Consider the following 22,117-nt stretch of genomic DNA (forward strand, 5'->3'; position numbering starts at 1 on the left):
TCCCGCCCTTGTTCCGTTGATCTCGGGGATATCGACCGAATAATCGCCGACATTCGGTCGATATCCCCGAGATCAACGAAGAAGGGTCGTGGTCGGGTCGGGTTACAGGCGTTCGAAGCCGCGGTAGAGCTCCCAGTCGGTCACCGCGGAGTCGTAGGCGGCCATCTCCACCCGGGCGTAGTTGGCGTAGTGCGCCACGACCTCGTCGCCGAAGGCCGCACGTGCCAGCTCGCTCTTCTCCCACAGCTCCAGGGCGTCGCGCATGGTGGCGGGGACGGTCGGCAGGCCGGAGGTGTAGGCGTTGCCGTTCAGCGGCTCGCCGGGCTCCAGTTCCCGGTCGATGCCGTCGAGCCCGGCGGCGATCAGCGCGGCCGTCGCCAGGTAGGGGTTGACGTCGCCGCCCGGCACGCGGTTCTCCACGCGCAGGGACGGCCCGTCCCCGACGAGCCGTAGCGAGCAGGTGCGGTTGTCCACGCCCCAGGCCACGGCGGTGGGCGCGAAGCTGCCCGGCACGTAGCGCTTATAGGAGTTGATGTTGGGCGCGAGCAAGAGCGTGAGGTCGCGCAGCGCGGCGATCTGGCCGGCCAGGAAGTGGCGGCCGAGCTTCGACAGCCCCGCGCCCTCGGCCAGCACCGGGGTGCCGTCGTGGCCGCGCAGCGAGATGTGGATGTGGCAGGAGTTGCCCTCGCGCTCGTTCGGCTTGGCCATGAACGTGATGGCCATCGACTCCTGTGCGGCGATCTCCTTGGCCGCGTTCTTGTAGACGGCGTGGTTGTCGCAGGTGGCGACGGCCTCGTCGAAGCGGAACGCGATCTCGTGCTGGCCGAGGTTGCACTCGCCCTTGGCCGACTCCACGTACATGCCCGCGTCGGCCATCTCGGTGCGGATCCGGCGCAGCAGCGGCTCCACGCGGGCGCCGCCCAGCACCGAGTAGTCGACGTTGTACTGGTTGGCCGGGGTGAGGTCGCGGTAGCCGCGGTTCCAAGCGTCCTCGTAGGAGTCGCGGAACACCACGAACTCCAGCTCGGTGCCGATCATGGCCTGCCAGCCGCGCTCGGCGAGCCGCTCGGTCTGCCGCTTGAGGATCTGCCGCGGCGAGGCGGCCACGGGGGAGCCGTCGTGCCAGGTCAGGTCGGCGTTGACCATCACCTGCCCGTCCTGCCACGGGGTATGGCGCAGTGTGGCCAGGTCGGGGCGCATGACGAAGTCGCCGTAGCCGGTGTCCCACGACGACATGGCGTAGCCGTCGACCGTGTTCATCTCCACGTCCACGGCGAGCAGGTAGTTGCACCCCTCGGTGCCGTGGTCGAGCGCCTCCTGCAGGAAGTACCGTCCGGAGAGCCGCTTGCCCTGCAGGCGCCCCTGCATGTCGGTGAACGCCACCAGGACGGTGTCGATGGCGCCTGACTCGATGTCGGCGCGGAGCCGCGCCACGGTCAGTGGGGGATCGCCGTCGTTCGCTCGCACGTCGAGCTCCTTTGGTTCAATAGCAGACCATTTCCCGCATAGAAGCAGGCGGGCGACGGCGTGTCAATGGGTGCCCCCGGCGGACACAGGGGCGAAACACCCACGTCATGCGCGGCCCGTGAAGCGCCCTCACGCTGGGGTGAAAGTCCGCCGGCCCCCCCTTGACACCGTTCCCGCGCCCGGCACATAGTCACCGCTTAACACCAAAAGGACCGACCTAATACCTTTCCGACCCTGGTGGCCGGTAGGTGGAGGGCGGGGGACGGTCCCCGGCACTGCACGCGTCAGAGTGAGGGGAACATCGGTGACGCAGGAACAGAGACCAGCGGAGCAACCCAGAACACACGTCCAAGGCGCCGACTACGCCCAGGTCGACGCCGACTACCTGCAGCAGCGGCAGCTCAGGCGCGGCGCGGCCGGATGGCTGCTGCTCGCCGGGCTCGGCGTCTCCTACGTCATCTCCGGCGACTTCGCCGGATGGAACTTCGGCATCGCGGAGGGCGGCTGGGGCGGCCTGCTCATCGCCACCGTGCTCATGGGCACGATGTACCTCTTCATGGTCCTGGGCCTGGCCGAACTCGCCTCCGCCCTGCCCACGGCCGGGGCCGGGTACGGCTTCGCCCGCCGCGCGCTGGGCCCCCTCGGCGGATTCGCGACCGGAACCGCCATCCTCATCGAGTACGCCATCGCCCCGGCCGCGATCGCCGTGTTCATCGGCGGCTACATCGAGGCGCTGGGCCTGTTCGGAGTCACCAACGCCTGGCCGGTCTACCTGGTCTGCCACCTCGTCTTCGTCGGTATCCACCTGTGGGGTGTCGGCGAGGCCCTGCGGGTGATGTTCGTGATCACCGGCGTCGCGGTGGCGGCCCTGGCCGTCTTCGTCATCGGCATGGTCCCCAAGTTCGAGGTCGCCAACCTCCTCGACATCGCCCCCACCGACGCCGTCGGCGCCAGCGCGTTCCTGCCCTACGGCTACATGGGCGTGCTCGGCGCCTTCGTGTTCGGGATCTGGTTCTTCCTCGCGATCGAGGGCGTCCCGCTGGCCGCCGAGGAGGCCCGCGACCCCAAGCGCGACATGCCGCGCGGCATCATCGCCGGGATGGCCGTGCTGCTGGTGACCGCGTTCGCCATGCTGCTCCTGGCCCCCGGAGGCGCCGGAGCCGCCGTCCTGGCCGACTCCACCAACCCGCTGCCGGCGGCGCTGCGCGCCGCCTACGGCGGCGAGACGATCCTCGCCGACATCGTCAACTATGTCGGCCTGGCCGGGCTCGTCGCCTCGTTCTTCTCCATCATCTTCGCCTACTCGCGGCAGCTGTTCGCGCTGTCCCGGGCCGGGTACCTGCCCCGCTGGCTCTCGGTCACCGGTCGGCGCAAGACCCCCTACATGGCGCTGATCGTTCCCGGCACCATCGGCTTCGTGCTGGCCGCGGTGGTGGCCAACGGCGACCAGCTGATCAACATCGCCGTCTTCGGCGCGACCGTGTCCTACGCCCTCATGATGGTGTCGCACATCGTGCTCCGCCGCCGCGAGCCGGACCTGGAGCGCCCCTACCGCACCCCCGGCGGGACGCTCACCACCGGCATCGCGCTGGTCCTGGCGCTGTGCGCCGTGGTGGCCACGTTCTCCGTGGACATGCTGGGCGCCGGTATCGCCGCCGCGATCCTGCTCGCCTTCCTGGCCTACTTCTGGTTCTACTCGCGCCACCGGCTGGTGGCCAACGCGCCGGAGGAGGAGTTCGCCCTGCTGGAACAGGCGGAATCGCAGCTCAACTGAGGACGGGGGCCGGTACCGGACCGCGGCGCGAATGGCGGGGAACGCCTGCGCCGCGCGTCCGGTATCGGGCACCATGGACCCGTGGATGCTCAACACGTAGAGGTACTGCGCGAGATCCTGGCGTCGACCCCGTGGGTCGAGCGCACCGAGGACTTCGCCCATGCGCTGCGCCGCACCCGCACGCCCGGCGGCCTGCTCCTCGTGGGCACGCCCGAGGAGGAGCCGTGGCACCTCGCGGCGCACTTGGACGACGAGAGCCGCTATGCCGGGATTCCGCAGCTGTCACCCAGCCTGGTGCGGTGGCAACCACCGCCGGGTGCCCCCGCACACCTGAGTATCGGCATGGAGCGGCTGGCCGATGCCAGGCGCGGCGAGACGCTCTTCGTGGTCAACCCCGCCGAGGAGGCGCCCGTCCCGCTGCTGGAGCGGGTCGACGACGCCCGCCGCACGGGGGCGACCGTGCTCGCCCTGGACCAGGGCGACCGTGAGCTCACCTCGCTGGCGCACGACGCCATCAGCCTGGCGCCCGATACCGCCCCGCTGACCTTCGAAGGACTGCAGCACCTGGTCAGCAGCGCGGCCGGACAGCAAGACGGGCGCCGCAAGGGGGGAAGCCTGCGCGACCGGCTCTCCCGCTTCCTGGACGTCGTCAGCGGTCCGCGCGTCCTCGACTGACCGCGGCCGTGCGGCGGCCTGCGGCTAGAAGTCGCGTTCGTCCTGCTCGTCCCAGGCCTCGTTCCGCTCGTGGGCGATGTGCAGAGCGTTGGTGGCGGTCGCCTCATCCGGGTAGGGGCCGAGACGGTACTTGTTCGGGCATCCCGGTCCTCGCTCAGGCTTGCTGTGCTTGAGGCAGTACCACCAGTTCAGCTCGCCGCTGACGTTCTCCGGGTCGCTCATGTGTTCACTCCTGGGGGATGATCCGTTCCCACTCCACAGTCCTCGCATCCGGATCCTTACCCCAGCACCGGCGGCGTGACGCGGATCGGGAAGTGGAGAGCAGGAACTACACTTCCCAACCATGACGACTCCGCTGGTTCCCGGGCGTATCTCGCCGCCCCGTTCGGTCCCCTCTCGCATCGTGCGGCCGGAGTATGTCGGGAAGAAAAGTCCGGTCGAGGGGGTGCTGGGGGACTTCCAGACCCCCGAGACGATCGAGGCGATGCGGGTGGCCGGGCGCATCGCGGCACAGGCGCTGGAGGAGGTCGGCAAGCACGTCCAGCCGGGCGTGACCACCGACGAGCTCGACCGCATCGGCCACGAGTTCCTCATCGACCACGGCGCCTACCCCAGCACGCTGGGCTACAAGGGCTACCCCAAGTCGCTGTGCTCCTCGCTGAACGAGGTCATCTGCCACGGCATCCCCGATGACACCGTCATCTCCGACGGCGACATCGTCAACATCGACATCACCGCCTACATCAACGGCGTGCACGGGGACACCAACGTGACCTTCCTGGCGGGGGACGTCGACGAGGAGTCGCGGCTGCTGGTCGAGCGGACCCGCGAGGCCACGATGCGCGCCATCAAGGCGTGCCGCCCCGGACGCCAGATCAACGTCATCGGCCGCGTCATCGAGTCCTACGCCAAGCGTTTCGGCTACGGCGTGGTGCGCGACTTCACCGGACACGGCGTCGGTCCCGAGTTCCACTCCGGACTGGCCATCCCGCACTACGACGACCCGCGCGCGACCACGGTCATGCAGCCGGGGATGACGTTCACCATCGAGCCGATGATCACCCTCGGCACCGTCGACTACGACGTGTGGGACGACGGCTGGACCGCCGTCACCGCCGACCGCAAGCGCACCGCCCAGTTCGAGCACACCCTCGTCATCACCGAGGACGGAGCGGAGATCCTCACCCTTTCGTAACGCCATCGTCGCCGCGGGTCACGCCGCCGCACGCGTCGCGCCCGATCGCCGGGGAACGGGTGCGGCGGAGGTGCCCGAGGGAATAGGGTCGGGCCCGTGAGGATCCTCATCTCCGCCGATATGGAAGGCGCCACCGGGGTCACCTGGTCCGCGGACGTCGAACCGGGAACCGAGCAGTGGCAGCGCTGCCGGTCGATGTTCACCTCCGACGTCAACGGCGCCATCGCCGGGTTCTTCGCCGGAGGGGCCACCGAGGTCCTGGTGAACGAGGCCCACGCCACCATGCGCAACCTCCTGCTGGAGCGGCTCGACGAGCGGGCCGAGATGCTCACCGGACGGCACAAGGACCTCTCCATGGTCGAGGGTGTGCAGCGCGGCGACATCGACGGCGTGGCCTTCCTCGGATACCACTGCGGCGCCGGGGCGGAGGGCGTCCTCGCCCACACCTACCTGCCCAACTCCATCACCGGCGTATGGCTCAACGGCGAACCCGCCAGCGAAGGGCGCCTCAACTCCTACGTCGTGGCCGAGTACGGCGCCCCCGTCGTGCTGGTCACCGGCGACGACCGGGCCTGTGCCGATGCCGCGACGTACGCTCCGCACGCCCGCACGGTCGCCGTCAAGGACTACGTCTCGCGCTACGCGGCCATCTGCCGCCCGCCGGCCCGCACGTCCGCCGCCATCGCCGCCGGAGCCGAGGCGGCCGTGGACCTCGCCGGCCGCGTCGACCCCGTCCGCCACGACCCGCTCACCCTGGAGGTCGAAGTCGACGCCGCGCACCTGGCCGGTGCCGCCGCGACCGTCCCCGGTGTCGAGCAGGTCGCCGAGCGGCGGGTCCGCACCACCTCGCCGGACGCCTACGAGATGATCCGCTGCTTCAAAGCCGTCTGCACCCTCATCTCCAACGCCGTGGAGATGCCCTACGGGTGAACGCGGTGCGGCTACCGGTCCGGGGGGACCGGAGGGGACGCCGGAGCGGGTCCCGGCGGAGGATAACGACCGGTCGACGAACGGGGGCACGATGTTGCGGGACAGCGCGAGCGCCGACGGCGGGGGAGACACCGCGGCGCGGCCGACCGCCGAGGCGGCGGACTGGACGGTCGTGGACGACGAGGTCGTCCGCTTCACCTCCGAACTGATCCGCCTCGACACCACCAACCGCGGCGGCGGCGACGGCCGGGAGCGGCCCGCCGCCGAGTACATCGCCGAGCGGCTCGGCGAGGCCGGGCTGGACCCGGTGATCCTGGAATCAGCCCCCGGCCGCGCCAACGTCGTCGTCCGGGTGAGCGGCTCGAACCCGGCGGCGCCCGGACTGCTCGTCCACGGCCACCTCGACGTCGTGCCCGCCGACCCCGCCCAGTGGACCGTGCACCCGTTCTCCGGCGAGGTGCGCGACGGCCTGGTGTGGGGCCGCGGCGCCATCGACATGAAGAACGCCGACGCCACGATGGTGGCGCTGGCGCGCTCGTGGGCGCGCACGGGCCGGCGGCCGCGGCGCGACCTCGTGTTCGCCTTCACCGCCGACGAGGAGGGCACCGGCGGCTACGGCGCCGAGTGGCTGGCGCGCGAGCACGCCGCGCTGTTCGAGGGCTGCACCGAGGGCATCAGCGAATCCGGCGCCTACACCTTCCACACCCACGCCGAGCGGGGCGCACCCGTGCGGCTGTACCCGATCGGGGCGGGCGAGCGGGGCAGCGCCTGGCTGACGCTCACCGCCACCGGCCGCGCCGGACACGGCGCCAAGCCCAACCACGACAACGCGGTGGGCGCGCTGGCGGCGGCGGTCGCGCGCATCCAGGCCCACCAGTGGCCGGTGCGGCTCACCCCCGTCACCCGGGCCGCCATCACCGAGATCGCGGCGGCCGTCGGGATCAAGGTCGACCTGGACGCGCCGGACTTCGACCCCGAGCGCGACCTCGACACCCTGCTGGAGCGGCTGGGACCGGCGGCGAACCTGCTGCGCCCCACCGTCCGCAACAGCACCAATCCGACCATGCTGGAGGCGGGCTACAAGGTCAACGTCATCCCCGAGACGGCGACGGCCGGCGTGGACGGCCGCGTCCTGCCCGGAGCCGAAGACGAGTTCCGGGCCACCCTCGACCGGCTCACCGGCCCGCGCGTGGAGTGGGACTACCACCACCGCTCCGTTCCGCTGATGGCGCCGGTCGAGTCGCCCACGTACGCGGCGATGCGCTCCGCGCTCCTCGCCCACGACCCCGATGCACACGTGGTGCCCGTGTGCCTGTCGGGGGGTACCGACGCCAAGCAGTTCTCGGCGCTCGGTATCAGCGGCTACGGCTTCACCCCGTTGCGGCTCCCGCCCGAGCTGAACTACGCAGCGCTCTTCCACGGCGTGGACGAACGCGTACCCGTGGACGCACTGCGGTTCGGTGCGCGAGTCATGGACAGGTTTCTCACCACAGTCGAGTCATGAAAGCAGGCACCGTTGTCCAAGCGCCCTCTCTCCTTCGGCACCTGGCCCTCGCCCATCACCGCCACCGACGTCGCCCGCCACGAAGGCGCGCCCAACTGGCCGGTCGCGCTGGGGGAGGAGGTCTGGTGGGCCGAACCGCGGCCGAGTGAGTCCGGCCGCGTCGCCCTGTGCCGGACCCGGCTGGACGATCCCGGACGCGGCACCGAGACCGTGCTGCCCGCGCCGTGGAACGCGCGCAGCCGCGTGCACGAGTACGGCGGCCGCGCCTACGCGCTCCTCTCCGGAACCGCCGGTGCTGCGGTGGTGTTCAGCGAGTTCAGCGACCAGCGACTCTACGTTCTCGACCCCGGCGCGCGCGGCGCACCCGCCCCGCTCACCCCGCGGCCCGACACCCCCAGCGCCCTGCGCTACGTCGAGCCGGTGATCAGCCCGGAGGGCGACCACGTCCTGTGCATCCGCGAGGAGCACACCGACGACACCGAGGCGGGCGTGCGGCGCGCGATCGTCGCGGTCCCCCTCGACGGCTCCGCCGCGACCGACCCCGCCGCCATCTCTGTGGTCGCCGTCGACCACCACTTCCTGGCCTGCCCCCGGATCTCCTCGGACGGCCGCCACCTGTCCTGGATCGGCTGGGATCACCCGAACATGCCGTGGGACTCCACCCACCTCAGAGTCGCCGAGCTGAGAGACGGGCGCGCCACGGGGACCCGCACCGTGGCCGGCGGCACCGACGAGGCCGTGGTGCAGGCCGAATGGGCCGACGCCACCACCCTGTACTGCGTCACCGACCCCGACGGCTGGTGGACCCCGCACCGCATCACCCTGGACGTCGACGGCGCGCTCGCGGGCGGCCCCGACAGCCTCGTGGGTGACCGCGCCGAGGAGTTCGGCGGCCCGCTGTGGCAGCTCGGCGCGTGCTGGATGGCGCCGGTGCCCGACGGCCGCATCGCCACGGTGCACGGCACGTCCGCCACCCGCATCGGCCTGCTGCGCCCCGACACCGGTGAGCTCGCCGACGTGGACACGCCGCACACCGAATGGGCGGGCAAGCTCACCCTGGCCGGAGCCGACGGCGGCACGCTCATCGGGCTCGCCGCCGCGCCCGACCGCCCGGCGGCCCTGGTCGCGGTCGACCTGCGCGACGGCTCCTGGCGCGAGCTGGCCGGGGGCGCCGAGGCCGACGCCGCCCATGGCTCGACGGTCCCCTTCGCCGCCTACCTGCCCCGTCCCGAGGCGCGGGTGTTCACCGGCGTCCAGGGGCGCGAGGTGCACGCCAACCACTACCCGCCCCTCCACCCCGAGGCCACCGGCCCGGCGGGGGAGGCGGCGCCCTACGTCGTGTGGGTGCACGGCGGCCCCACCAGCCGCACGCCCATGGTCTACGACCAGGAGATCGCCTACTTCACCAGCCGCGGGATCGGCGTCGTCGAGGTCAACTACGGCGGCTCCACCGGGTTCGGCCGCGCCTACCGGGAGCGGCTGCGCGGCAGCTGGGGCGTGGTCGACGTCGAGGACAGCGTGTCCGTGGCGCAAGGGCTCGTCGCCGAGGGCCTGGCCGACCCGGCGCGGCTGGCCATCCGCGGCGGCAGCGCGGGCGGCTTCACCAGCGCCGCCGCGCTCGCCTTCAGCGACGTCTTCCGCTGCGCCGCGATCCAGTACCCCATCGTCGACCTGGCCGGGTGGCGCACCGGCGAGACCCACGACTTCGAGTCGCAGTACCCCGAGAGCATCGTCGGCCCCTGGCCGTCGGCCAAGGACGTCTACGCGCGCAACTCGCCGGTGGACCACGCCGAGGACATCACGGCCCCGTTCGTGCTGCTGCAGGGGCTGGAGGACGAGATCTGCCCGCCGGTGCAGTGCGAGCGGTTCCTGTCGCGGATCCGCGGCGTCCCGCACGCCTACCTGACCTTCGAGGGCGAGCAGCACGGCTTCCGCCGCGAGGAGACCATCCGCACAGCGATCGAGGCCGAGCTGTCGCTGTACGCCCAGGTATTCGAGTTCGAGACCGACGTTCCCCGCGTGGAGCTGCGTCCATGACCCGAGCTGCCCGAACCACCCGGCCGCCGCGGCTGAGGCCCGGCGACCGGGTGTCGGTCGTCGCTCCGTGCAGTCCCGTCACGCCCGACCGGATCGACGCCGCGCTGGAGACGGTGCGCGGGTGGGGGCTGGAGGTCGTCTGCGGGCCCCACCTGCGGGACCGCCACCCCACCCTGCCCTACCTGGCCGGACGCGACGCCGACCGCGCCGCCGACTTCCAGGCGGCCTGGGCGGACCCGGACACCGCCGCGGTGCTGTGCGCCCGCGGCGGCGACGGCGCGCACCGGATGCTGGACCTGCTGGACTTCGACGCGCTGCGGCGCGGTCCGGCCAAGGTCCTCGTCGGGTTCAGCGACGTCACCGCCCTGCACGAGGCGTTCGCGCTGGAAGTGGGGGTGACCACCCTGCACGGCCCGGTCATCGCGACCCAGTTCTTCGTGGACGACCAGGTGGCCCAGGAGGAGCTGCGGGCCACCCTGTTCGAGCCGGAGTCGCGGCTCAAACTCACCTCGCCCACGGCGGACACCCTCGTGGGCGGCACCGCGCACGGCGTCGTGATGGGCGGCAACCTGAGCCTGCTGTGCGACGGACTGGGCGCCCCCTACAGCCGGTCCTCGGCCGCGGGCTGCATCCTGCTCCTGGAGGACCTGCGCGAGCACGTCTCCCGGATCGACCGGATGCTGACCCAGCTGCTGCGGACCGGCTGGATGCGGGGGGTCGCGGGGGTGGTCCTGGGCTCCTGGGCGGAGTGCGAGCCCGGACCCGAGGCGATCCGCGAGCTGATGCTGGACCGGTTGACGCCCCTGGGCGTCCCGGTGGTCGGGGAGTTCGGGTTTGGTCACCTTCCCGGGCAGCTGACTGTGCCGCTGGGGGCCAGTGCCACGCTCGACGGCGACGCCCGCACGCTGACCCTCGACGAGCCCGCGCTCGCCTGAACCGCGGGGGATCCGGGCAGGTCCGGGGGCGGCGCACTGGACGATCGGCCGTGGTCCGCCACGGCCGATCGCCTCACCTCAAGGAACGGCTACCTACTTTCGGCCTATCCGGACTCTAACCATGTGGATGATGTGCGCTTAGGGTCGGCCACCCATACTCGGAGAGAGAACGGGAGAGATCGCGAGGCGAAGGGGAGAAGGTGGTCGACATGGTGACGGTCTCAACGCACCGGCACGGTGCATGGCAGTGCGTCGACGTGGCGGGCGCGACGGACAGCGCTCCCACCGGGCCGCGGGGCCTTCTTCACCTCGTCCGGGGGGTGCTGGGCGCGATGTTCGCCGCCGAACTGGTGCTCCCCGAAGCCGACCCCCAGGAGGTCCGCACACTGCTCATCGAGGCCGGGTACCTCGACGCGGCGTCCCTGCCGGGCGAACGACGCCCCGCGCTCATCGCGTTCCAGCTGGCCAATGACCTTCGGGCCGACGGACACGCGGACGGCCGCACGATCTCGGCCTTGGCCAGGGTGGCCCGAGAGCGACGGGAGCTGCGGGACATCGGTCTCGCCTGATCCCGTCGCGGACACGGCCACAGGTACTGACGCGGGCGCGGGGGACTCCACCCCTCTCCTGTTCCGTCCCCCGCCCCCCTTCTCCGATCCCCTCCCAACCTCCATCGCACCGACTCCCGATCCGACTATCCGAGAAACGCGCGCAGCAGTGCCGCCGTGCCGTCCAGGTGCTCGGCGACCGCCCGCCGCGCGGTGTCGGGCTCGCGGGCGCGGATCGCGTCCACGATCGCCCGGTGCTGGCGGCTGCTGTGCTCCAGGTTCCGCGCCAGAATCGGCATCGCGTTGAGCAGGTCGTTGATCCGCATGCGGGTGTCGGCCAGCGCCGAGGACAGCGACGGCGAGCCGGTCAGCTCGGCCAGCGTCAGGTGGAACACGGTGTCGCAGCGGCGGTAGTCGTCGGTCGAGGCGGCGTCCACCTCGGCCAGGCGCGTCAGCAGCAGCTCCTCCTGCTCCGCGGTGAGCCCGACCCCGGCCAGCCGGACCGCCGCGCCGACCTCCAGCGCCTCGCGGAAGACGAACAGGTCGTCCAGGGAACCGTCCATGCGGGCGAGCAGCCGCTGGGCCTCCGCCTTGCTCGGCCGCGGCGGGACATAGGTGACGAACGTGCCGCCGAACCGGCCGCGCCGCGATTCGACGTACCCGGACTCCTGCAGCGCGCGGATCGCCTCGCGGAGGGTGATCCGGCTGACCCCCAAGCGGCCCGCGAGCTCGCGCTCCGGAGGAAACCGCTCGCCGCGCGCCACGACCCCGAGCTTGATCGCGGACAGCAGGCGCTCGACGGTCTCCTCGAACGCGTTACCGGCGCGCACCGTCCGGAAGACGGCGTCGGCCGCCGGTTCTCCGAACTCACCGGTGGACCTGGCCTCCGGCTCGGACACGCTCACCTCGATCCCCGCACTGTTCCTCGTCGCGGCTATGGACGACACCACTCTATTGGGCGGTCCCGGCGCACCACCGCCACCCACGTGCGTGGAATGATCGACCCATGGCAGAACAGAAGAACCCCCACGACCTCCCGGACGTCAGCGGCCTGTCGGTTGCGGTGCTGGGCGGCACCGGCGACCAGGGACGGGGCCTGGCCCGGCGCTTCGCGCTCGCCGGCCACGACGTCATCATCGGCTCCCGCAGCGCGGAGCGGGCACAGACCGCGGCCGAGGGCCTGGGTGCCGACCTCGGGGTGCGTGGGGCGGACAACTCCGCCGCGGCGGAGCAGGCCGACATCGTCATCGTCGCCGTTCCGTGGGACGGCCACAAGGAGCTGCTGGAGGCGCTGGCCGACCAGCTGGCCGACAAGATCGTCGTCGACTGCGTGAACCCCCTCGGCTTCGACAAGAAGGGTCCCTACGCCCTGACCGTGGAGGAGGGCAGCGCCGCCCAGCAGGCCGAGGCCGTCCTCCCGCGCAGCCGCGTGGTGGGCGCGTTCCACCACGTCTCGGCCGTCACCCTGCTCGACCCTGAGGTCGACAAGATCGACCTCGACGTCCTCGTGCTCGGCGACGACCGCGAGGCCACCGACACGGTCCGGGCCCTGGCGAGCCGTATCGCGGGCGTCCGCGGCATCTACGGCGGCCGCCTGCGCAACGCCCACCAGGTCGAGGCGTTCACGGCCAACCTCATCGCCATCAACCGCCGCTACAAGGCCCACGCCGGGCTGCGCATCACGGACGTGTGAGTCCGCCCGTGATCGACGACACCGGGGCGGCGGTCACCCTCGCCGCCCCGGTCCGCCGCGTCGTGTCACTGGTGCCGTCCCTGACGGAGGCGGTCGCGCTGACGGCGCCCGACCTCCTGGTCGGGGCGACCGACTGGTGTTCTCACCCGGCCGACCTGGACGTGGTCCGGGTCCGCGGCACCAAGAACCCGCATGTCGAGCGTGTCATCGGGCTCCGTCCGGACCTGGTGCTCGCCAACTTCGAGGAGAACCGCCCGGCCGACCTCGACGCGCTGCGCGCCGCCGGAATCCCCGTCTGGGTGACCGTCATCCGCACCCTGCCCGAGGCCCTGGACAGCCTGGAGCGGATGCTGGCGGCCTGCGGCCTGGCCCCACCGCCCTGGCTGGAGGAGGCCCGCACGGCCTGGTCCGACCTTCTCGACGCACCGCCCCCACCACGGTGGCGGGCGATCGTGCCGGTGTGGCGCCGTCCGTGGATGGTCCTCGGCCACGGCACGTTCGCGGGGGACCTGCTCGCCCGGCTCGGTGTCGCCAACCTCTACGCCGACGACGCCGAGCGCTATCCGAAGATCCCCCTGGCCGAACTCACCGGCACCGACGCCGACCTGGTGGTCCTCCCGGACGAGCCGTACGCGTTCACCGCCACCGACGGCCCGGAGTCCTTTCCGGACCTCCCCGCGGCACTCGTCAGCGGCCGCCACCTGACCTGGTACGGCCCCTCCCTCGCCGAAGCCCGGGAGGTCCTAACTCGCGAGATCTCTTCGGCGCAAAGGCCAAACTGAGCGTGTGCTCTCCCGATAGCGTCGCGATATGAGCACGGAACCCGCGGAAATTCCCGTCGAGGCGGCCCACGACGAACTCGCCGACGCCGTCGAGCGAGCGTTTGTCGATGGTGAGATCACCTACGTCACGCGTGGGCGGGCAGGCGAGCGCGTGGCCGCCATCGTTCCGGTTGAGCTTGTCGAGACCTACCAGGCGCTCATCGCTACGGAACGCAAACGGGGGTCAGGAGCAGCAGCCCGCCCCTGCCCCCCGTCGCGGTTGGCTTACAGCCAGCTCTTGAGCTTCTCGATGAGCTTGACCGGGTCGCCGCCGACCGGGGTGACGTTGAGGTGCGTGACACCGGCCGCGCGGAAGGCTTCCACGCGCTCGCGGACGTGGGACTCGGGGCCGCAGAGGTTGGTGAGCTCCACCATCTCGTCCGGGACCGCCGCCGCGGCCTTGTCCTTCTTGCCGTCGAGGTAGAGGTCCTGGATCTTCTCGGCGGCCTCCTCGTAGCCGTAGCGGCGGGCCAGGGAGTTGTAGAAGTTCTTGCCCTTGGCTCCCATGCCGCCGACGTAGAGGGCGATCATCGGGCGGGTGAAGTCGGCGAGTTTGCGGGTCTCCTCGTCCTCGCCGATGGCGAGCAGGCCTCCGGCGGAGATCTCCAGTTCGCCCAGGCTGGGGTCGCGCTTGGCCTTGCCCGCGGCCAGGGCCTCGCCCCAGATCGCGTCGGCCTTCTCCGGGATGAACAGGTGCGGCAGCCACCCCTCGGCGATCTCGGCGGTCATCTGCACGTTCTTCTCGCCGAGCGCGGCCACGTAGATCGGCACGGAGCTGCGGACCGGGTGGTTGATCATCTTCAGCGGCTTGCCCAGCCCGGTGCCCTGGTCGGGCGGGAGCGGGAGGGTGAAGATCTTGCCGTCGTGGGTGAGCCGCTCCTCGCGCGCCCACACCTTGCGGCAGATCTCCACGACCTCGCGGGTGCGGGCGAGTGGCTTGGTGTAGGGGACGCCGTGCCAGCCCTCGATCACCTGCGGACCGCTGGCGCCCAGACCGAGGACGGCGCGGCCGTCGGACAGGTAGTCCAGCCCGGCCGCGGTCTGCGCGATCAGGGACGGGGTGCGGGAGTACAGGGGGAGGATGGCCGAACCGATCTGGACGCGCTCGGTGCGCGCCGCGATGTAGCCCATGAGCGTGGGGCTGTCGTAGCCGTAGACCTCGGCCACCCACACGGTGTCCAGCCCGGCCTTTTCGAGCTCGACAACCTGGTCGACGGCGGGCTTGGGCTCACCGGCGTATTGCAGCGGCATGGAGATGCGCATCGTGCCTCCGTTGGTCGGACCTCCTGATGTGACGCACTCTACTACCGAGTAACGTTCGGTTTCCTGTTCGGGGGGTGAGAGTCGCATACGGCGTTACATGACCGGTGGCGTGCGGAGACGCGACCGCCCGGGCCGGTCGGGACCGACCCGGGCGGGACACACGACGATGCTCCTCGCAGCGATCAGGAGGAGTAGGAGTGCTCCTTGTCCGGGAAGGTGCCCGCGACGACCTCATCGGCGAAGCTCTTGGTCGCCTCGGTGAGCTCCGCGTTCAGGTTGGCGAAGGTTTTGACGAACTTGGCCACGTGCGGGCTGAGCCCGGCCATGTCCTGCCAGACCAGCACCTGGGCGTCGGTCACCGCACCGGCGCCGATGCCGATCGTGGGGATCGACAGCTGCTCGGTGACGGTGGCGGCGAGGTCGGTCGGAACGCACTCCAGCACCACGGCGAAGGCGCCCGCGTGCTCCAGCTCCTTGGCGTCGGCGAGCAGGTCGGCCCCTGCTTCGCCGCGCCCCTGGACGCGGTAGCCGCCCAGCGTGTTGACCGACTGCGGCGTGAGCCCGAGGTGGCCCATCACCGGGATTCCTGCCGCCACCAGCGTCTCGACCTGGCGGGCCACCCTCCGGCCGCCCTCCAGCTTGACGGCCTGGGCGCCGCCCTCCTTCATGAAGCGCGCCGCCGTGGCCAGGGCCTGCTCCGGCGACGCCTGGTAGGAGCCGAAGGGAAGGTCGCCGACGACCATCGCCCGCTTGGTGGAACGGGCGACCGACGCGGTGAGCGGCAGCAGCTCGTCGACGGTGACCGGGACGGTGGTGTCGTAGCCGTAGACGACGTTGGCGGCGGAGTCGCCGACGAGGAGGACGGGGATACCGGCCTCGTCGAAGATGCGCGCGGTGAGCGCGTCATAGGCGGTCAGCATCGGCCAGCGCTCGCCGCGCTCTTTGGCCCGCCCGATGTCGCGTACGGTCACGCGACGGGTGCCTGCGCCTCCGTACAGGGCGGTTGTGGACGTAGTGGTGCTCATGTGCGTTCCTCCGATGTCTCGAAGCGCCTCGCGGCGTCCCCGGACGTGTAGGTAACGGTTCCGGCGGCGTGGCGCCGCCGGTATGGCCATCATCGCACGGCGGCCCTCCGGCCGTTCCGTTGAGGCATAACCATCGCGTATCCCCATGTCATCCCGGGCGCGAACCGGCGTATTCCCGGCCCGCGATGGGGCGGGGACCACAGCGAAAACGAGTTGCGAAACGATACCGTCTCGTATTGGAATGGAGGACGTCCGACTCACACCGATTTGCGGAGGTCCCGTGGATCCGACCGTGGCGCACAGGCGCCGCTGGGCCATTCTCGGCGTACTCGTCATCAGCCTGTTAGTGGTGGTCCTGGACAACACCGTCCTGAACGTCGCGCTGCGGGTGATCTCCGATCCGAACGAGGGGCTCGGCGCCAGCCAGAGCCAGCTGGCCTGGGCGATCAACTCCTACACCCTTGTGTTCGCCGGGCTGCTGTTCACCTGCGGTGTCCTCGGCGACCGCTTCGGCCGCAAGCGCACCCTGCTCATCGGCCTGGCCATCTTCGGCCTGGGCTCCCTCGCATCGGCCTACGCGCAGTCGCCCGACCAGCTCATCTGGGCGCGCGTGGTGATGGGACTGGGCGGCGCGGCCGTCATGCCGCAGACGCTGTCCATCATCACCAACGTCTTCCCGAGCGAGGAGCGCTCCCGGGCCATCGGGATCTGGGCGGGCGCGGTCGGCCTCGCACTGGGCATCGGGCCGCCGGTGGGCGGGCTGCTGCTGGAGCACTTCTGGTGGGGCTCGGTCTTCCTGATCAACGTGCCGATCGTCGTCCTCGGCATGGTGCTGCTGGTGGTCCTGGCCCCCGAGTCCCGCAACGAGACGGCCGGCGGCCTCGACCCGCTCGGCGTGCTGCTGTCGATCGTCGGCCTGGTGCTGCTCGTCTACGGCATCATCACCGCCGGGGAGCGCAGCTCCCTGGCCGACCTCGACGTCATGGGGGCCATCCTCGCCGGGATCGTCATCCTGGTCCTGTTCGTCATCCACGAGGCGCGCAGCGACCACCCCGCGCTCAACGTCCGGCTGTTCCGCAACCCGCAGCTGTCCGTCGCGATCGTGGCCATCATGATGATGTTCTTCGCGATGGCCGGGGTGATGTTCTTCATCAGCTTCTACTGGCAGAGCGTGCGCGAGTTCACTCCGCTGCAGGCCGGGCTGCTGGTTCTCCCGATCGCCGCGGCGCAGATCATCGTCGCCCCGCTCAGCCCCACCCTGGTGGACAAGTTCGGCCCCAAGGCCGTCGGCACCGTCGGCGTGCTGCTGATGGTGGGGGTCCTCGGCTCCTACTCGATGCTGAGCCTGGACACCCCGGTCTGGCTCATCGAGCTCGCCTTCTTCCTGCAGGGCTGCGGGATGGCGATGGTGATGACGCCGGCCACGTCGTCGATCATGGCTGCGGTCCCGCCGGAGCAGGCCGGAGCGGCTTCAGCCGTGCAGAACACCGTCCGGCAGGTGGCCACGGCCATGGGCGTCGCCATTCTCGGCGCGGTCATCTCCACCACCTACCGCTCAACGATGGGCCCTCACCTCTCCGACCTGCCCCTGTCCCCGGAGGCACGGCACACGGCGGGCGAGTCGATCGAGGGCACGATGGGTCTGGTCGGACGCCTCGGCGCGGAGGGCCAGGCCCTGATCGCCCCGGCGAAGGACGCGTTCCTGTCCGGCATGCACCTGGCGGCCCTGTGCTCCATGTCCATCGGGCTGGTGTGCCTGGTCATCGTGGCGATCTGGTTGCCCCGGCGCGTCGGGCGCGCCGACGGCGGCGCGCACGGGGGCCGCGAAGCGGCGCCCTCCTCGATCGGGCAGAGTGAGGAGGACCTGGACCCCCGGAGCTCCGACCGGTCCCCTGAACGGATCCGCGCCGGATCGAGCGAGTGAGAAGATCATGGACCCGACAGCCTGCCCGCCCCGCGGTCGCCCCCGCAGCCTCAAGGCCGACGACGCCATCCTCTCCGCGGCCCTGAAGTTGCTGGCCGAACGCAAGGACGTCGCCGGAATCTCGATGGAGGCGATCGCCGCCCGCGCCGGGGTCGGCAAGGCCACCATCTACCGCCGCTGGCCCGGCAAGGTGGAGCTGTTCACCGACGCCGTGGCCACGCTGCGCCCCCCGCTGCCCGAACTCGGTGTCGGCAGCGCGCGCGACGACCTGGTGAAGATCGTGGCGCAGATCTGCGACGAGATGGACAGCCCGCTGCAGCGCGTCATCAGCACGCTGATGATGAGCGATACCCACCCCGAGATCGGGAAGCGGATCAAGCAGCAGGTGGTGGCCCCTCGGCACGAGGCCGTGTTCCAGACCATCGAGCGGGGCATCGAGCGGGGCGAGCTGCACCCCGGGCTGGAGCCCACCACGGTCCTGTACCTGCTGGTCGGGGGCGCGCTGAGCTACGCGCGCAACGCCACCGATATTTCCCCGGAACGGTGCGCCGAGCAGCTGGTGGACACCGTGTGCAAGGGCATCTACCAGCAGGACGCCGCCGACCGGATCGGCGCCTGAGACCCGCCCGGGACGGCGCGGGGGCCCGTCCCGGGCGTTCCCTAGGGATGCGTTCGCTCCCTTACCTATCCCTTTGAGCAGGGAATCTCGGGTGCTTGTCCGATACCGGCGCCAGGGGCCTTAGCCCGAATGTGGTGACTGCCGAGGCCATTCGGCCTCGGCAGGAACGACATCGGGAGGCCCCATGTTGCACCCGGACCACGCCGCGGAATTGGCCCGGCAACGCCAAGAGGAGGCGCGGACCGACGCGGAGCAGCGGCGGATGCTGCGCGACGCCAAGCGGCAGCGCAAGGACGACGAGGATCCCGAGGACGACACGCCTACGGCAGCCTTCCGTCCTGTCACCGCCGAACCACGCGACCGAAACGTCGGCCCGGCCGCCTGAGGACCGATGCGGCGGGGTACCCCGCACAGGCCCGCGTGCGCTCCGCGGGCGGCGCCCGGAACGCCTGCGGTGTGGGCGTTGCGGGTGTGGTCGACGGGAGCGGCGGGTGGGCGGAAGCGACATACTGGGCGCCATGGAACGCCGTGACCCCAGCCCCGTGTTCGTCGGCCGCGAGGCCGAGCTGAAGGAACTGCTCGACGACGCGGACGCGGCACGCCGCGAGGCGTCGACAGCGGTGCTGATCACCGGCGAGGCCGGGGTGGGCAAGTCGCGGCTGCTGCGTGAGTACGCAGATCGCGCGGCCATGGGCCGGGTGGTCACCGGCGGCTGCCTGGAATTGGGCGTCGAAGGGCTGCCGTTCGCTCCGTTCGTCACCGTGCTCCGGCTGCTCGCCCGAGGGACCGACCTGACGCCCGAACAGCGGCCACGGGAGATGGCGCGGCTCCTCCCCGAACTCGGACCGGTACCCGAGTCGGCGGATGAAGGCCGCGCCCGGATGTTCGAAGAGGTCCTGACCTTCTTCGAGGCCGCCGCCGAGCCTGACGGGCTCACCGTCATCGTGGAAGACCTGCACTGGGCCGACACCTCCACCCGCGATCTGCTGGTGTTCCTGCTGCGTAATCTGCTCACCGCTCGCGTGCAGCTGCTCATCAGCTTTCGGACCGACGACCTGCATCGCAGCCACCCGCTGCGCCGTCTGCTGCCCGAGCTGGAGCGACTGCCCTCGGTGGGGCGGCTCGACCTGGCACCGCTAGGCCGGGAGGAGGTCGCCCGGCAGGCCGCCGGGATTCGCGGTGAGGACCTGCCCGCGCGCGACGTGGACCTCATCTACGAACGCAGCGGCGGCAACCCGCTGTTCGTCGAATCCTTCATGGAGTACCGCGACCTCGCCACCGCCCCCGTTCCCGAGGGCCCGCGCGAACTCCTGCTGGGCGCGTTGCGACCGCTCGACGACACCGCGCGCTCGGTGCTGAAGTCCGTCGCACTCGGTGGCGATCGGGTCAGCCACGAGCTGCTGGCCACCGTCACCGACCTGCCCGCCGACGAGCTCGACGTCGCGTTGCGCGCCGCGATCGACGCCAACGTGCTGCGTACCAGCGGCGACCACTACGTTTTCCGGCACGCTCTCCTGGCCGAAGCCGTGCAGGAAGACCTGCTCCCAGGCGAGCGTGTCCGACTGCACCGCCGCTTCGCCGACGCGCTGGAGGCCGGTGTTCCCGGCCTTGCCCCGCGTGCGGCGGCCGCCCGGCTGGCCCACCACGCCTACGCCGCCCATGACCTGCCCCGGGCACTGGAGGCGGCCTGGCGGGTGGCGCGGCACGCACGCGGAGCCCTCGCCCACCCGGAGGCCCTGGACATGGTGGAACGCGTGCTGGAGCTGTGGGAGCAGGTCCCGGACGCTGCCGAACGGATCAGCACACCCCACGCCCGGGTGCTGTGGCGCGCTTCGCTCATCGCCCGCGCACTCGGACGCCCCTTGCGCGCCATCGAGTACGCGAGCGAGGCTCTGGACCAGTGGTTGCCCTCGTTTCCTACCGCCGATTTCTCCGGCTACGACCATCTTCCCGAAGAGGACCGTGTTCTCCTGGCCGACCTGCTGCACGCCCGCGGGGAGGCGCGCAGGGAGATGGCCGGAGACGGCGCCTTGGAGGACCTGGGGTGGGCGTTGCGTGTGATGCCCGACAAACACCGGGGACGGGCCAAGGTCTTGGCGGCGATGGCGTCGACCCTGATGATGCGCGGCCATGACGACGACGCGGCACGTGGCGCGCGCCGCGCTCTCGACCTCGCCCGCACGGTGGGTGACCGACGTAGTGAGGCGGACGCGCTCATCACACTCGGCACCGTCATCGGCCATGACCGGACCTCGGGGGCGCAGGGGCGCGGCTTGCTCGAGGAGGCCGCACGGATCGCCCGCGAGATCGAGCGGCCGCTCGTGGAGTTCCGCGCCGTGGTGAACCTCGGAGCGCTCCTCAAGTACAGTGGGCGGTTCGGGGACGCGGTGCAGACCTGGCGCGCAGGACTGGAGCGGGCCCGCCAGCTCGGTTTGCTGCGAGCGCAAGGGGCACTGTTCGTCGTCGGCGTCGCCGACGGCCTGATCCTGCTCGGACGGCTGGAGGACGCCCGAGCGGTACTACAGAGTGTTTCAGGGGCGGAGAATCCGCTGGGCCGGGCCCGCATGCTCACCTCATCAGCGGAGATCCATCTCTTGCAGGGATCGCTGTCCGCAGCGCGCGAAGCCGTCGACGAGTTCTACCGGGTGCTACCAGAACACACTTCGGCTCCCGCTCAGTTCCTTGGGATGCGCGTTCTGCAGGTGGATCTGGCGCTCGCTACAGGGCAGCTGGATCGGGCCGTTGAACGGGTGCTGGACCTCCTCCACGAGGAGCGCCCGTGGATGAGGCGCTGGATCTGGCTCTCACATGTGCTGGTCCCGATCGCGGCGGTTGTGGCGCGGCTACGGCGGGAAGTACAGCGCGATCCCGCGTACGAGGAGCCCGCTGAGGAGGTCGCTGCCGGGCTTCGGCGATTCATCGGGATGATCGAACGACACGGCGATCGTGTGCACCGGCCGATTGAGAAGGTGACACTGCCGATGTCTCGCGCGTTGCTGGCGGATGAGCCGGAGGAGGAGTACGGGTACTGGCGCGCAGCGGTTGCGGGCGCACGCCGCTTCAGCTCGCGGATCGAACTCATCCGCTCGCTGACTGGCTTCGCCGAGTGCGCGGTGGAGCTGGGAGACCGGGAGACCGCCGAACAGAGCCTGACCGAAGCGCGGGCGCTGGCCGAGGAGTGCTCGGCCGGGGCGCTGCTCCGGGAGGTCGTCCGCGTCGCGGAGGAGTCGGGGTTGGCTGTGCCGCCTCCCGGCAGTGCAGACGAGGGGGCGAGTTCGCCTTCCTCCCCGGGCAGGGACCAATCCGGTGGCGGTGAAGATCCCATTGCCGCACTCACCCCGCGCGAGACCGAGGTATTGGCCATGATCACTCGCGGGTGCACCAATCGGGAGATCGCCAATGAACTGATGATCTCTATCAAGACCGTGAGCGTGCATGTCTCGGATGTGTTGGCCAAACTCGGTGTCTCGAATCGGAACGCCGCAGCGGTGCGTGCGCGGGACGCGGGAATGACCTGAATTCCGGCAGCGGTATAACGAAATAAAAGCCAAATCGGTTGAATACCCCGAAATCGTCTCCGGGGTGCCGTGCGATCGCTATGTTATGTGTCGATGTGGCTCCGACGTACGCGTGCACGAGGCGCGCAAATCCCCTACACGCCGTGGTTCGGGGGCTGTGGCTCGGACCTTGTATGGAATAAAGTAGAG

General features: G+C 70.9%; 19 protein-coding genes. 14 read left to right on the top strand and 5 right to left on the bottom strand.

Features of this window, described 5'->3' with window-relative positions; all coding sequences use genetic code 11:
• Window positions 1-102: 102 nt before the first annotated feature.
• Window positions 103-1,467 carry a glutamine synthetase family protein gene (locus CDO52_RS11140; RefSeq protein WP_094932369.1) on the bottom strand — a complete coding sequence of 455 codons (1,365 nt, stop codon included), beginning with the start codon at window positions 1,465-1,467 and terminating at the stop codon, window positions 103-105.
• 304 nt (window positions 1,468-1,771) lie between these two features.
• On the opposite strand from CDO52_RS11140, the gene eat reads away from it, so the two are divergent.
• Both eat and CDO52_RS11150 read left to right on the top strand, forming a co-directional pair.
• Entirely contained in the window at window positions 1,772-3,241 is a 1,470-nt protein-coding gene (gene eat / locus CDO52_RS11145) for an ethanolamine permease (RefSeq protein WP_017617173.1), read from the top strand.
• Window positions 3,242-3,322: 81 nt separating this feature from the next.
• A complete protein-coding gene (locus CDO52_RS11150) occupies window positions 3,323-3,916 on the top strand; it encodes a hypothetical protein (RefSeq protein WP_017617172.1) in 594 nt (197 codons plus the stop codon).
• A 24-nt stretch (window positions 3,917-3,940) separates the two neighbouring features.
• Here the strand turns inward: CDO52_RS11150 and CDO52_RS11155 are convergent, their stop codons facing one another.
• A complete protein-coding gene (locus CDO52_RS11155; protein ID WP_017617171.1) occupies window positions 3,941-4,138 on the bottom strand; it encodes a hypothetical protein in 198 nt (65 codons plus the stop codon).
• A gap of 121 nt (window positions 4,139-4,259) precedes the next feature.
• On the opposite strand from CDO52_RS11155, the gene map reads away from it, so the two are divergent.
• From map to CDO52_RS11185, 6 genes are all read left to right on the top strand, one after another.
• Window positions 4,260-5,111, top strand: a complete 852-nt coding sequence (gene map, locus CDO52_RS11160) for a type I methionyl aminopeptidase (RefSeq protein WP_017617170.1) — start codon at window positions 4,260-4,262, stop codon at window positions 5,109-5,111.
• Between the two features lie 96 nt (window positions 5,112-5,207).
• Complete coding sequence (locus CDO52_RS11165; RefSeq protein ID WP_017617169.1) at window positions 5,208-6,041, top strand: M55 family metallopeptidase; 834 nt, start codon at window positions 5,208-5,210, stop codon at window positions 6,039-6,041.
• A gap of 91 nt (window positions 6,042-6,132) precedes the next feature.
• Window positions 6,133-7,545: a M20/M25/M40 family metallo-hydrolase gene (locus tag CDO52_RS11170; RefSeq protein WP_094932370.1), complete on the top strand. Its 1,413-nt coding sequence runs from the start codon at window positions 6,133-6,135 to the stop codon at window positions 7,543-7,545.
• Between the two features lie 12 nt (window positions 7,546-7,557).
• The gene (locus CDO52_RS11175) at window positions 7,558-9,582 is read left to right on the top strand and encodes a prolyl oligopeptidase family serine peptidase (protein WP_094932371.1); all 2,025 of its coding nucleotides are present in this window, start codon (window positions 7,558-7,560) and stop codon (window positions 9,580-9,582) included.
• Window positions 9,579-10,517 carry a S66 peptidase family protein gene (locus tag CDO52_RS11180; protein ID WP_083919708.1) on the top strand — a complete coding sequence of 313 codons (939 nt, stop codon included), beginning with the start codon at window positions 9,579-9,581 and terminating at the stop codon, window positions 10,515-10,517. Before CDO52_RS11175 ends, CDO52_RS11180 begins: the two co-directional genes overlap by 4 nt.
• A gap of 209 nt (window positions 10,518-10,726) precedes the next feature.
• Window positions 10,727-11,086: a hypothetical protein gene (locus CDO52_RS11185; protein WP_152471494.1), complete on the top strand. Its 360-nt coding sequence runs from the start codon at window positions 10,727-10,729 to the stop codon at window positions 11,084-11,086.
• A 125-nt stretch (window positions 11,087-11,211) separates the two neighbouring features.
• Here the strand turns inward: CDO52_RS11185 and CDO52_RS11190 are convergent, their stop codons facing one another.
• A complete protein-coding gene (locus tag CDO52_RS11190; protein WP_026125494.1) occupies window positions 11,212-11,964 on the bottom strand; it encodes a FadR/GntR family transcriptional regulator in 753 nt (250 codons plus the stop codon).
• Between the two features lie 107 nt (window positions 11,965-12,071).
• Here CDO52_RS11190 and npdG point away from each other — a divergent pair, with 107 nt between their 5' ends.
• Window positions 12,072-12,758, top strand: coding sequence for an NADPH-dependent F420 reductase (gene npdG, locus CDO52_RS11195; RefSeq protein ID WP_017617162.1), 687 nt, complete (start codon window positions 12,072-12,074; stop codon window positions 12,756-12,758).
• Entirely contained in the window at window positions 12,755-13,540 is a 786-nt protein-coding gene (locus CDO52_RS11200; RefSeq protein ID WP_232524440.1) for a helical backbone metal receptor, read from the top strand. The genes npdG and CDO52_RS11200 overlap by 4 nt, the downstream gene beginning before the upstream one ends.
• A 264-nt stretch (window positions 13,541-13,804) precedes the next feature.
• Here CDO52_RS11200 and CDO52_RS11210 read toward each other — a convergent pair whose 3' ends face one another.
• Both CDO52_RS11210 and panB read right to left on the bottom strand, forming a co-directional pair.
• Complete coding sequence (locus CDO52_RS11210) at window positions 13,805-14,842, bottom strand: LLM class F420-dependent oxidoreductase (protein ID WP_017617160.1); 1,038 nt, start codon at window positions 14,840-14,842, stop codon at window positions 13,805-13,807.
• A gap of 182 nt (window positions 14,843-15,024) precedes the next feature.
• Window positions 15,025-15,867 (bottom strand): 3-methyl-2-oxobutanoate hydroxymethyltransferase, encoded by an 843-nt coding sequence (gene panB, locus CDO52_RS11215; protein WP_026125493.1) that lies wholly within the window; start codon window positions 15,865-15,867, stop codon window positions 15,025-15,027.
• 280 nt (window positions 15,868-16,147) lie between these two features.
• Between panB and CDO52_RS11220 the strand changes: the two genes are divergently transcribed.
• From CDO52_RS11220 to CDO52_RS11235, 4 genes are all read left to right on the top strand, one after another.
• Window positions 16,148-17,791 carry an MFS transporter gene (locus tag CDO52_RS11220; protein WP_017617158.1) on the top strand — a complete coding sequence of 548 codons (1,644 nt, stop codon included), beginning with the start codon at window positions 16,148-16,150 and terminating at the stop codon, window positions 17,789-17,791.
• 7 nt (window positions 17,792-17,798) lie between these two features.
• Window positions 17,799-18,410 (top strand): TetR/AcrR family transcriptional regulator, encoded by a 612-nt coding sequence (locus CDO52_RS11225; RefSeq protein ID WP_017617157.1) that lies wholly within the window; start codon window positions 17,799-17,801, stop codon window positions 18,408-18,410.
• A 184-nt stretch (window positions 18,411-18,594) separates the two neighbouring features.
• Window positions 18,595-18,795, top strand: coding sequence for a hypothetical protein (locus CDO52_RS11230; protein ID WP_017617156.1), 201 nt, complete (start codon window positions 18,595-18,597; stop codon window positions 18,793-18,795).
• 133 nt (window positions 18,796-18,928) lie between these two features.
• The gene (locus CDO52_RS11235; protein ID WP_026125492.1) at window positions 18,929-21,928 is read left to right on the top strand and encodes a helix-turn-helix transcriptional regulator; all 3,000 of its coding nucleotides are present in this window, start codon (window positions 18,929-18,931) and stop codon (window positions 21,926-21,928) included.
• Window positions 21,929-22,117: the final 189 nt, after the last annotated feature.

The sequence above is a fragment of the Nocardiopsis gilva YIM 90087 genome (assembly GCF_002263495.1).
Lineage (GTDB): Bacteria > Actinomycetota > Actinomycetes > Streptosporangiales > Streptosporangiaceae > Nocardiopsis_C > Nocardiopsis_C gilva.